The organism is Microvirgula aerodenitrificans DSM 15089 (assembly GCF_000620105.1).
Taxonomy (GTDB): domain Bacteria; phylum Pseudomonadota; class Gammaproteobacteria; order Burkholderiales; family Aquaspirillaceae; genus Microvirgula; species Microvirgula aerodenitrificans.
Genome location: NZ_JHVK01000008.1, coordinates 74,105 through 86,001, shown reverse-complemented (window position 1 = coordinate 86,001; position 11,897 = coordinate 74,105). Strand labels below are relative to the sequence as shown.

The following is an 11,897-nucleotide window of genomic DNA, read 5'->3' as shown; positions in this document are numbered from 1 at the left end:
GCGCTGCACAAAGTGGTCTGCCCGAGCCGTCCAAAGTGTAGGGGCCACACCGTCCAGTCACGCGATATAAATTCACCACCAGTCTATGCCGGGCACATTGTCAGGCAGCGGAGATCAGAAAATCATGTCCTCTTCAGCTTCGTCTTCATCCCTTCGCCTCAGTGATCTCACTCACCCGGTCGTGGCCGGGCTGATCTCGGTCATCGTCAACTATGGCGGCACATTCATCCTGGTGTTCCAGGCCGCGAAAGTGGCCGGCCTCAGTCCGGAACTGACCGCCTCCTGGGTGTGGTCGGTGTCGATCGGTGTGGGGGTCACCGGGCTCTTCCTCAGCTGGATCTCCCGCGAGCCGATCATCACCGCCTGGTCGACGCCGGCCGCGGCCTTTCTGGTCGTCGCCCTGGCCACGACGCCGTATGCCGAGGCGGTCGGCGCCTATCTGGTCTCGGCAGCGGCCTTTGTGCTGCTCGGCCTGTCGGGCTATTTCGAACGCGTCATCCGGCTGATTCCGCCGGGCGTGGCCGCAGGCCTGCTGGCCGGCATTTTGCTGCAGTTCGGCATCGGCGCCTTTGGCGGCATGAGCATCGACCCGCTGCTGGCCGGCCTGCTGATCGTCGCCTATGTCGTGCTCAAGCGCTTCACCGCACGCTACGCCGTGGTCGGCATCCTGGTGCTGGGGCTGGCCTTCCTGCTGCTGCAGGGGCGCGTCGACCTGTCCGGGCTGGAACTGAAACTGGCCGCGCCGGTCTTCACCCTGCCGGTGTTCACGCTGAACTCGCTGCTGAGTGTCGCGCTGCCGCTGTTCCTGATCACCCTGACCGGGCAGTACATGCCCGGCATGCTGGTGCTGCGCAATGACGGCTTCAAGACCAGCGCCAACCCGATCGTGACCGTCACCGGCCTCGGTTCCCTGCTGATGGCGCCGTTCGGCTCGCATGCCTTCAACGTCGCCGCGATCACGGCCGCCATCTGCACCGGCAAGGAAGCGCACGAGGACCCGTCCAGGCGCTGGATCGCCGGGGTGGCGGCAGGGATTTTCTACATCCTGGTCGGCGTGTTCGGCGTCACGCTCGCCGCCGTCTTCATGGCCTTTCCGGCCACCTTCATCACCACTCTGGCCGGGCTCGCCCTGCTGGGCACCATCGGCGGCAGCCTCGCCAATGCCATGGCCGATGCGAAATCCCGCGAAGCCGCGCTGATCACCTTCCTGGCGGCGGCGGCCAATATCAAGCTGTTCGGCATCGGCGGCGCGTTCTGGGGCCTGCTGATCGGGCTGGTGGCCTACGCCGTGCTCAATGGCGCGCTGCCGCGCCGCGCCGCAGCCACCGACACGGTGCGTCCTGCCGCCGAACCCGCCATCAACAAAGGGGGAGCCAACTGATGCCCGCGATATCCAGCCACACCGATCTTCCGGCCTCGCCATCCGGCACCCAGACCCGGCACGACCGGCACGGCCGCTATCCGCAGGCCGATACCGTCGACGACTTCCGCCGCAACCTGGCCGTGGTTCGCGAACGCATCGCCAGCGCCTGCCTGCGGGTCGGTCGCGAACCGGCCAGCGTGCGCCTGCTGCCGGTCAGCAAGACCTTTGACGAAGCGCATGTGCGCCTCGCGTATGCGGCGGGCTGCCGGCTGCTCGGCGAGAACAAGGTGCAGGAAGCCCATCGCAAGTGGGAAGCCACGGCCGATCTGCCGGACCTGCACTGGTCGGTCATTGGCCATCTGCAGACCAACAAGGCCAGGCAGGTCGCCCGCTTTGCCGACGAGTTCCAGGCGCTCGACAGCCTGCGCGTGGCCGAGGAGCTGAACCGGCGCCTGCAGGCCGAAGGCCGCGAGCTGGATGTGTTCGTTCAGGTCAATACCTCCGGCGAGGCCAGCAAGTACGGCCTGCAGCCCGAGGACGTTGCGGCCTTCCTGCACGCCCTGCCCGCCTTCCCGGCCCTGCGCGTGCGCGGCCTGATGACGCTGGCCCTGTTCTCGGCCGAGGCGGCGCGGGTCCGCGCCTGCTTTGTGCTGCTGCGGGAGCTGCGCGACCGCCTGCGCCAGGACGCCCCGCCCGGCATCGGCCTGAACGAGCTGTCGATGGGCATGTCCGGCGACTTCGAGATCGCCATCGAGGAAGGTGCGACCGTGGTCCGGGTCGGGCAGGCCATTTTCGGCGCCCGCGCCCTGCCCGACTCGTATTACTGGCCCACGGCGGAAACTGCCGCCAGCGCGTAAGCCGCCGGCCGCCGGCGGAATTCTTTTGCATCACGACCAAGCAGGAAGAAAAGCCATGAACACTTCACCCTCGTATCTCATGCAGACGTATTCGCGCCGGCCAGTTTCCTTCACCCGGGGCCATGGTGCGCGGCTGTGGGATGCGCAGGGCGTGGAATACCTGGATGCCATCGCCGGTGTCGCCGTCACCAACCTCGGCCACGCCCATCCCGAGATCGCCGCCGCCATCGCCGACCAGGCCGGCAAGCTGCTGCATACCTCCAATCTGTTTCGCATCGAATGGCAGGAACAGCTCGGTCAGCGGCTGTGCGCGCTGTCGGGCATGGAACGCGCCTTTTTCTGCAATTCGGGGGCCGAGGCCAACGAGGCGGCGCTCAAGCTGGCCCGGCTCCATGCCAACGCCAGACAGGTCGTGCAACCGCTGGTGCTGGTCATGGAGAACAGTTTTCATGGCCGCACACTGGCGACGCTGGCCGCGACCGGCAACCCGGCGGTGCAGCGCGGCTTCGAGCCGCTGGTGCCGGGCTTTGTGCGCGTGCCCTACGACGATATCGAGGCCGTCCGCGAACTGGCGGCGCAGACTGCCGACATCGTTGCGGTGCTGATCGAACCGGTACAGGGAGAAGGCGGCGTGCATGCGGCCTCCGCTTCCTACCTTCGCGCATTGCGCCAGCTGTGTGACGAGCGCGGCTGGCTGATGATGATGGACGAGGTGCAGACCGGCATGGGTCGTACCGGCGCCTGGTTCGGCTTCCAGCATGCCGGCATCGTGCCCGACGTCATCACCCTGGCCAAGGGGCTGGGCAATGGCGTGCCGATCGGCGCCTGTCTGGCGCGCGGCGCGGCCGCCAGTCTGTTCTCGCCCGGTCATCACGCCTCCACCTTCGGCGGCAATCCGCTGGTCTGCCGTGTCGGCTGCACCGTGCTCGACATCATGGAGCGCGAACAGTTGCCGTCGCGGGCCGCCGTGCTGGGCCGCCGGCTGCTGGCCGGCCTGCAGGCGACACTGGGCGATCACCCCGACGTCGTCTCGATTCGCGGCCTGGGGCTGATGGCCGGCATCGAACTGAACCGGCGCTGCGGAGAGCTGGTCGGGCGCGCGCTGGACGAACAGCGCCTGCTGATTACCGTGACCCGCGACACCACCCTGCGCCTGCTCCCGGCCCTGATCTGCGACGAAGCGCAGATCGACGAGATCGTGGTGCGCGTGGCGCGCCTGCTGGCAACGCCCGCCGCCCGGCAGAAAACCCATGAGGAGCTGCAAGCATGACCCGCATGCCACCCTGCGCCCAACCGGATGCCGCCGGCTTCTTCGGCCGCTTCGGCGGCAGCTTCATCAGCGAGACCCTGGCCGGCGCCGTCAACGAACTGCACCGGGCCTATCTGCGCTACCGGGACGATGCGGACTTCGTCGCCGAGTTCCGCGACGAGCTGGCGGACTATGTCGGCCGGCCATCGCCGGTGTACCACGCCAGACGGCTCAGTGACGAGACGGGAGGCGCGCAGATCTTCCTCAAGCGCGAAGACCTCAACCATACCGGCGCCCACAAGATCAACAATGTGATCGGCCAGGCCATGCTGGCGCGACGCATGGGCAAGCGGCGCATCATTGCCGAGACCGGTGCCGGTCAGCACGGCGTGGCCACCGCCACCATCTGCGCCCGCTACGGGCTGGAGTGCGTGGTCTACATGGGCAGCGAGGACATCCGGCGGCAGCACCCGAATGTCCAGCGCATGCAGTTGCTGGGTGCGACCGTGGTGCCGGTGGAATCCGGCAGCCGGACGCTGAAGGACGCCATGAACGAGGCCATGCGCGACTGGGTTGCACATGTCGACAACACGTTCTACCTGATCGGCACCGTGGCCGGCATGCATCCGTATCCGATGATGGTGCGCGACTTCCAGACCGTGATCGGCAAGGAGTGCCTGGAGCAGATGCCGGCCCTGTTCCGGCGCCGGCAGATGCTGAAGCAGCATCCGGATGCGATAGTCGCCTGTGTCGGCGGCGGCAGCAACGCCATCGGCATCTTCCACCCGTATATCGGCCACGAGGGAGTGCGCCTGATCGGCGTGGAAGCCGCCGGTTTCGGGCTGGACAGCGGCAAACACGCCGCCTCGATCCAGCGCGGCAGCGCCGGCGTGCTGCATGGCAACCGCACCCTGATCCTGCAGGACGACAACGGCCAGGTGCTGGAGACCCACAGCATCAGTGCCGGCCTGGACTATCCGGGCGTCGGACCGGAACACGCGTGGCTGCACGAGATCGGCCGTGCCGAGTATGTCGGTGTCACCGATGCCGAAGCGGTCGACGCCTTCCATCGCCTCAGCCGCGTCGAAGGCATCATTCCGGCGCTGGAAGCCAGTCATGCCGTTGCCCATGCCATCAAGCTGGCAAGGGAGATGTCCCGCGAGCAGGCCATTCTGGTCAATCTGTCCGGCCGGGGCGACAAGGACATGGACACGGTACTGGCCCATGACTGCAGCAGGGCGGGAGGTGTCGCATGAGCCGGATCGAGCACACCTTCCACCGTCTGGCGCAGCAGGGTCGGCAGGCGCTGATCCCGTATGTGACGGCAGGCTATCCGCAGGCCGGCATCACCCCGACCCTGATGCATGCGCTGGTCAGCGCCGGCGCCGACATTATCGAGCTGGGCGTACCGTTTTCCGATCCGTCCGCCGACGGTCCGACCATCCAGCAGTCCAGTGAGCAGGCACTGCTCGCCGGCATTGGCCTGCCGCAGGTGCTCAACCACGTCCGCCAGTTCCGCAGCACCGACAACAGCACGCCAGTGGTGCTGATGGGCTACGCCAATCCGCTCGAACGCTACGACCAGTTGCGCCGTCCGGGCGCCTTTGCCGAGGCCGCGGCGGCGGCCGGCGTGGATGGCGTGCTGGTGGTCGACTACCCGCCGGAAGTGTCCGGCGCGCTGGCCACCCAGTTGCGCCGGCACGGCATGGATCTGATCTTCCTGATTGCCCCGACGTCGACCGAGCAACGCATCCGGCAGATTGCCGAATGTGCCAGCGGCTATGTCTATTGCGTGTCCGTCAATGGCGTGACCGGCACCCGGACGCTGGACATGGCCCAGGTTCAGGACACGCTGGCGCGCATCCGCCGCCACGTGCGGCTTCCGGTCGGCGTCGGTTTCGGCATCCGCGATGCGCAGACCGCGCGCGCAGTCGCCCACACGGCAGACGCCGTCGTGATCGGCTCCTGGCTGATCGAGGCCCTGCCGGGCAAACCGGTGACAGACACGCTGGCGGCAGCCAGCACCCTGATACGCGATGTCCGCCGGCAGATGGACCTGCCCGCGCCGACCGCTCCCCTTCAGCCCATTCCTTCATCCCGACCACAGGACCCCGTCAACATGTATTACCAGCAATCCGTGACCCTCGACGATTTCGACGCCGAACTGGCCGAGGCCGTGCGCAACGAAGAACGCCGTCAGGAAAACCACGTCGAACTGATCGCGTCCGAGAACTATGCCAGCCCGCTGGTGATGTCCATCCAGAACACTGTCCTGACCAACAAGTATGCCGAGGGTTATCCGGGCAAGCGCTATTACAGCGGCTGCGAGTATGTCGATGTGGCCGAGCGCCTGGCCATCGAGCGGGCCCGGGCACTGTTCGATTGCGATTATGTCAACGTCCAGCCGCATGCCGGCGCCCAGGCCAATGCCGCCGTGTTCCTGGCGCTGGTCAGCCCCGGCGACACCGTGATGGGGATGAACCTGGCCCAGGGCGGACACCTGACCCACGGCAACCCGTCCAACTTCTCCGGCCGTCACTACAGGATTGTCCCCTACGGCCTCGATCCGGCGACCGGGCTGATCGACTACGACGAGATGGAACGCATCGCGCTGGAAACCCGGCCGAAGATGCTGATCGGCGGTTTCTCCGCCTACTCACGCTACAAGGACTGGGCGCGCATGCGCGCCATTGCCGACAAGGTCGGCGCCCTGTTCTGGGTGGACATGGCCCACGTGGCCGGCCTGGTCGCGGCCGGCGAATACCCGAATCCGCTGCCGCATGCCCATGTGGTGACCAGCACCACCCACAAGACCCTGCGCGGCCCGCGCGGCGGCCTGATCCTGTCCCGGGGCCAGGACGAGGACTTCTACAAGAAGCTCAACTCGGCTGTCTTCCCCGGGGTCCAGGGCGGGCCGCTGATGCACCTGATCGCCGCCAAGGCCATCGCGTTCAAGGAAGCCCTGGCGCCCGAATTCAAGACCTACCAGAAGCAGGTCGTGACCAATGCCCGTGCCATGGCCGCCCTGCTGCAGAAGCGCGGCTACAAGATTGTGTCCGGCGGCACGGACAACCACATGATGCTGATCGACCTGTCCGACAAGCCGTACACCGGCAAGGACGCCGATGCGGCACTGAGCAACGCCTATATCACGGCGAACAAGAACTCGGTGCCCAATGATCCGCGCTCGCCGTTCGTGACGTCGGGCCTGCGCATCGGCACGCCGGCCGTCACCACCCGCGGCTTTGGCGTGGAAGAGTGCGAGCAGCTGGCAGGCTGGCTGTGCGACGTGCTGGATGCGCTGGAAACCGGCAACAGCGATCTGGTGGCACGCCAGGTGCGGGAGCAGGTCACGGCGCTGTGCCGCCGCCATCCGGTCTACCAGTAAGCCGGCGCAGGGCAACCGCCCCCGTTCGGCAACGAGCGGGGGCGGTTGCAATTCACATTCAGGGGCGTATTAATAGCCGGGATTCGCGACCAGACTGAACAGACAGTGGATGTAGACGCATGACTCATGAAAGACAGAATGTGCGGCGGGCGGCCGGGTACACCCCGGGAGATCAACCGGAATGCCGGGTCGTCGCCAAGCTGAATACCAACGAAAACCCGTATCCCCCGGCCCGGCAGGTGATCGAGGCGCTGCAATCGGTCCAGCCGGATGAATTGCGCCGCTACCCGCACCCGAGCGCCCGCGCCTTCCGGGAGCTGGCGGCCAGCGTACATGGCCTGTCGCCGCAGAATGTCATCGCCACCAACGGCGGGGACGAGCTGCTGCGGCTGGCGATCAGTACGTTTGTCGAGCCCGGGCAGCCGATCGGGATTGTGCGGCCGAGTTATGGCCTGTACGGCGTGCTGGCGGAAATACACGACTCCCCCACTTTCGCCCTTCCGCTGCAGGACGACTGGTCGCTGCCGCCGGACCTGGGCAGGAAGATGAATGAAGCGGGGGTGGCACTGCTGCTGATCTGCAATCCGCATGCACCGTCCGGCACGCTGATCAGTGTGCCGGAACTCGACCGGCTGGCCAGCGAGTTCAACGGCGTCCTGCTGATCGATGAAGCCTATGTCGACTTCGTCGACCCGGCGCTGGCGCACAACACCCTGCCGCTGCTGTCCCGCCACGAGAACCTGCTGATGCTGCGGACCCTGAGCAAGGGCTATTCACTGGCCGGGCTGCGCTTTGCCTACGGGCTGGGCGCCGCCTCGCTGCTGGAGCCGATGTTCAAGACCAAGGACAGCTACAACGTCGACGCCATCGCCCAGCGCCTGGCCGTCGCCGCACTCGAAGCCGGCGACGCGGCGCGGGCCTCGGCACAGCGGGTGCGCAGCGAACGGCAACGGATGGCGCAGTCGCTGGCGGCACGCGCGCTGCCGTCCGCGCCGAGCCAGACCAATTTCCTGCTGGTCAGCGTGCCGGAATACAGCCGGGGCGGTGCCAGGGGCGTGTTCGAGGGCCTGCGGACCCAGGGCATTTTCGTCCGCTATTTCGACGAGGACCGCCTGCGGGACAAACTGCGCATCACCATCGGCACCCCGGCGGAAAATGACGCCTTGCTGGCGGCGCTGGATATGCTGGGGTTTGGCGCCGCGCACCCGTAGCGGAAAACGCCCCGGGGATGGCTCCGCTTTTCATGGTGGCGAGCGCAAATGAAAATGACCGGCCCCGGGGCCGGTCATTCTGTCTGGCTGTTCACACACACCGACAGGGATCAGAACGCCCAGCGGGCTGTCGCATGGGCGACCTGTGCCGTGTAGCCGCTGCCCTTGGTAATGCCGATCCGCCGCCGACAAAGCTGGCGCCAGAATCGATACCGGCATTCTTGAAGTCGTGATTCCAGAACAGGTTCACGTACGGCTGGACCCTGACCCCGCCGATTGACGTGTCGTGATTGAGCTGGGCCCCCAGGATGGAGCGCATGCGCTCGGCCGAATTCGAGTCCACACTCAGTGCCAGCGGGCCGCCGCCGCTTTCCGTATAGCCGTCCTGCGACACCTTGTTCCATTCCAGCTTCAGTTGCGGAACGCTGCCGTAAACGGACAGCTGCGTGCTCTTGACCCGGCAGCTGTTGCCGCTGAGCTGGTCGTTGTAGTCGACGGAGGTGTCGGAATAGCTGAGCGCGACGCCACCGACCAGCCCCGGTGCGAACTCGTGGTCGGCACCGGCGATAATGCCCCAGCCCTTGCTGTCGTAGCCGGCGAAACCGTCCCGCTCGTTCTGGCTTCCGCGCAGACTGTATGTCCTGGCCCAGACGCCATTGCGTGCCGTTTCATCCCCGGCGGCCATGCCGCGCGCCGTACCGCCTGCCGCGTTGTCCGCCAGCCGGAGACCTTCCAGACGGGTTCCGACCCGATCCATGGCACCGGTCAGGCTGCCGATGCTGGCCACCTGCAGCGCACGCGACAGTGTCGGCATCAGCTTCGCGCAGCACCAGATAGCGGTATTGCTGCCCGGCAACAAGACTGACACCGGTCAGGCGAGGGAGGGTGGACGATTGCGTCCCGGCGATGATGTCGTCCAGGCTGTTGACGGGTGAAGCCGCCGCATTCGGGCTGAACATCCCCTTGACGATCAGCAGACCATTGACCACACCGACATTCTGCAAGGACACATTGAATGTCCCCGACGTGCCGACAAAGAACGAGCCCAGTGCGCAAGTCGTGACCGAATTCACAAAGGTGAAATAGGAAACGCACAGGCAACCGCAACGTCATTCCGGCAGAACCACAGCCGTTCACACTCACCGGGCAAGGCCCCACCCGTCACGCCTCAACGGCCGCAGGCAAACTCCAGGCTCGCCTGCCCCAGCTCGCTGGCATGAACCATGAAACCGACCATAGGCTGGCTCGACACAGACGGCTTTTGCGACCAGCTGCGGTCAGCCCGCGTACCAGTTCATCGTCGAAGACCAGCACCCAGGCCACATAGCGGGTGCTGCCGGCCGGATCATTGATCACATCCCACTGCGTGCTCCGCGCCATCAGCAGGGCCTCACCCCGCCCTGCTTCCCGTCCGCAGAAAAAACATGTCATTCATATTGACCGTTCCGCTGACAACGGAATAATCCAATACGGTTTTTATCAAAAATAACTGATCTTTCATTTGGCAATCTGTTGAATGAAAATTTTTTAACGTTATTTTATGGAAAGGATTTCATGCGCTGTGTTTGTCCTAAGATTTGCATCGCATTCTATGCCATACAACACGCAAAAGACGTAAACTGCCCTGGCAGGCTTGACAGGTACAGAGGGTTTACTCAAGCACGTGCGTCATGCAGGCGATGACATAACGCTGAAAACATTTTTCCATTTCTGCATTGCCATTGCTCGCCATTTGATTGATTCAGAATGAATAAAACAGCGGAAATTGATTGCAACATCAATAACAAATTCAATCAACAGCCCCCCCGCCCCCGCTCTTTGCCACATGCCGGCGATATCGGGAAACCGGGAGCGGTGCTCCGCACAAGATAAAGAGGGAAATCCGATGAAATCTCTACGCAGCAAAATGGTGGCGTTTGTCATTCTGATCATAACGCTGCTGTCCATCCTCTTTTGCGTGGTCGTCTACAGCAAGATGAGCAGCGCGCTGCTGTCCAGCGTGCATGGCGAGATCGACCAGGCAGCCAGCAACAAGGTCAGTTTTGTCACCGAGTGGGTCAATTCCCGCCAGCAGGTGATGGCGGCGACGCTGGCGCGCTTCGGCCAGGGCGACCTGCATCCGGTGCTCGACCAGACGCTGGAAGCCGGCCATTTCGACGATGCCTACGTCGGCCAGCCCGACAAGACCATGACCCAGTCCAGCAAGACGCCGCCGGTGCCCGCCGGCTACGACCCGACCGGACGGCCGTGGTATGTGGCGGCGATCGCGTCGCAGGGACCGATCGCGACCCCGCCTTATATTGATGCCGCGACCAGGCGTCCGATCATCACCTTCGCCCAGGCCCGACGTGAAAACGGCAAGGTCATCGCCGTTGCCGGCGCCGACGTGACGCTGCAGCGCGTGGTGGACGAAGTCACGACCGCCAAATTGCCCGGTGACGGCTACGCCTTCCTGGTCACCGAGGACGGGCTGGTGATTGCCCACCCGCAGAAGGATTCCGGGCTGAAGAAAATCAGCGAAGTCGTGCCGGGTTATGACTTTGCCGGCGCCAGCAAGGATGGTTCGTACCAGGATGTCGCGCTGAACGGCGAACACTTTCTGAGCAGCCTGCGTCCGGTCGGCAAGACCGGCTGGTATCTCGGCGTGATGGTGCCGATGGCGGCCGCGACGGCCGAGGTGAATGCGACCGTCGGACTGCTGCTCGGCCTGGTGCTTGGCGGCCTGCTGCTGGCGGCACTGGTGGTATTTGTCGGCGTGACGCGGATGATGGCCGGGCTGGGCGTGCTGCGCGACACCATGCGCAGCGTGGCGTCCGGTCAGGGTGACCTGACGGTCAAGCTGCCGGTCAGGAGCCAGGACGAGGTGGGCCAGATTGCGACCGCGTTCAACGAGTTCATGGGAACACTGCACGACATGTTCGTGACCGTGCGCAGCCATGCCGAAGACATGGCGACCGATGTCCAGCAGCTGCACGGTGCAGCCGACCGGATTGCCAGCGATTCGCGCAACCAGACCGAGGAAATCTCGTCGACGGCCGCAACGATCGAGGAGATCACCGTCAGCATCAACCATATTGCCGACAGCGCGGAAGAAACCGACGCCCTGGTGCTGCAGTCGAACCAGCACTCGGTCGAATCGCACGAACTGATGAACAGCGTGGCGCAGGAAATCGGCATGGTGGTGGAAACAGTCGGCAAGCTGCAGAACGAAATGCGCGGGCTGGCCAGCCAGTCCGAAGAAGTTCGCGGCATCGTCAACGTGATCCGCAGCATCGCCGACCAGACCAATCTGCTGGCGCTGAACGCGGCGATCGAAGCGGCACGAGCCGGCGAGCACGGTCGCGGCTTCGCCGTGGTGGCCGACGAAGTGCGCAAGCTGGCCGAACACTCGGCCAATGCCACGGTCGAGATCTCGCGCATGATCGACAAGATGGCGGAGCAGACCCAGCAGGCGATCGACTTCGCGCTGGCGACGCACACCCGGGTCGAGTCCAGCGTCGGTTCGTCACAGGAAGCCGCCGGCAAGATCGAGCAGATCCGCCTCAGCACCGAAGCCGTCGTGGCGCGGGTCAAGGAAATCTCGGCGTCAACCAAGGAGCAGAGCACAGCGACCAGTGACATGGCGCGCAGCGCCGAGCACATCAATGTTGCCGCCCAGCAGACCAGCTGCCAGGTGGAAACGGTGGTCGACACCATCCGTCAGCTGGCCGAGCACGGCAAGCAGTTGAAGGCACTGGTCGGGCAGTTCCGCCTGTAAATGCCCGACAGGCCATGATCTCCTGGTAGCAGGCGGTGATCTCCCTGTCACTGCCGCGCCACTCACCCCGGT

9 protein-coding genes and 1 pseudogene are annotated in these 11,897 nt (G+C 65.1%); 8 read left to right on the top strand and 2 right to left on the bottom strand.

All coding sequences use genetic code 11. The features are described 5' to 3' along the window. Nucleotides 1-124: 124 nt before the first annotated feature. The 7 genes and pseudogenes from Q352_RS0108655 (at nucleotide 125) to hisC (ending at nucleotide 8,068) form a co-directional block, all read left to right on the top strand. Nucleotides 125-1,381, top strand: coding sequence for a benzoate/H(+) symporter BenE family transporter (locus Q352_RS0108655; RefSeq protein ID WP_028499009.1), 1,257 nt, complete (start codon nucleotides 125-127; stop codon nucleotides 1,379-1,381). Then, nucleotides 1,381-2,220, top strand: a complete 840-nt coding sequence (locus tag Q352_RS0108650; RefSeq protein ID WP_036385763.1) for a YggS family pyridoxal phosphate-dependent enzyme — start codon at nucleotides 1,381-1,383, stop codon at nucleotides 2,218-2,220. Before Q352_RS0108655 ends, Q352_RS0108650 begins: the two co-directional genes overlap by 1 nt. A gap of 55 nt (nucleotides 2,221-2,275) precedes the next feature. After that, entirely contained in the window at nucleotides 2,276-3,490 is a 1,215-nt protein-coding gene (locus Q352_RS0108645) for an aspartate aminotransferase family protein (protein WP_028499007.1), read from the top strand. Nucleotides 3,491-3,495: 5 nt separating this feature from the next. Beyond that, a complete protein-coding gene (gene trpB, locus Q352_RS20350) occupies nucleotides 3,496-4,725 on the top strand; it encodes a tryptophan synthase subunit beta (RefSeq protein ID WP_036385804.1) in 1,230 nt (409 codons plus the stop codon). Further along, nucleotides 4,722-5,447, top strand: a pseudogene (gene trpA / locus Q352_RS23725) (tryptophan synthase subunit alpha); the annotation flags it as partial. The gene trpB and the pseudogene trpA, both read left to right, overlap by 4 nt. Before the next feature lie 141 nt (nucleotides 5,448-5,588). After that, nucleotides 5,589-6,857, top strand: coding sequence for a serine hydroxymethyltransferase (glyA, locus tag Q352_RS23720; protein WP_028499006.1), 1,269 nt, complete (start codon nucleotides 5,589-5,591; stop codon nucleotides 6,855-6,857). Nucleotides 6,858-6,976: 119 nt separating this feature from the next. Continuing rightward, nucleotides 6,977-8,068 (top strand): histidinol-phosphate transaminase, encoded by a 1,092-nt coding sequence (hisC, locus tag Q352_RS0108630; protein WP_028499005.1) that lies wholly within the window; start codon nucleotides 6,977-6,979, stop codon nucleotides 8,066-8,068. A 91-nt stretch (nucleotides 8,069-8,159) separates the two neighbouring features. Here the strand turns inward: hisC and Q352_RS0108625 are convergent, their stop codons facing one another. Beyond that, nucleotides 8,160-8,882 (bottom strand): autotransporter outer membrane beta-barrel domain-containing protein, encoded by a 723-nt coding sequence (locus Q352_RS0108625; RefSeq protein WP_028499004.1) that lies wholly within the window; start codon nucleotides 8,880-8,882, stop codon nucleotides 8,160-8,162. Between the two features lie 854 nt (nucleotides 8,883-9,736). Beyond that, entirely contained in the window at nucleotides 9,737-9,991 is a 255-nt protein-coding gene (locus Q352_RS23300; protein WP_156952501.1) for a hypothetical protein, read from the bottom strand. Here Q352_RS23300 and Q352_RS0108615 point away from each other — a divergent pair. After that, entirely contained in the window at nucleotides 9,975-11,825 is a 1,851-nt protein-coding gene (locus tag Q352_RS0108615) for a methyl-accepting chemotaxis protein (protein ID WP_244879569.1), read from the top strand. The genes Q352_RS23300 and Q352_RS0108615 overlap by 17 nt on opposite strands. Nucleotides 11,826-11,897 lie beyond the last annotated feature (72 nt).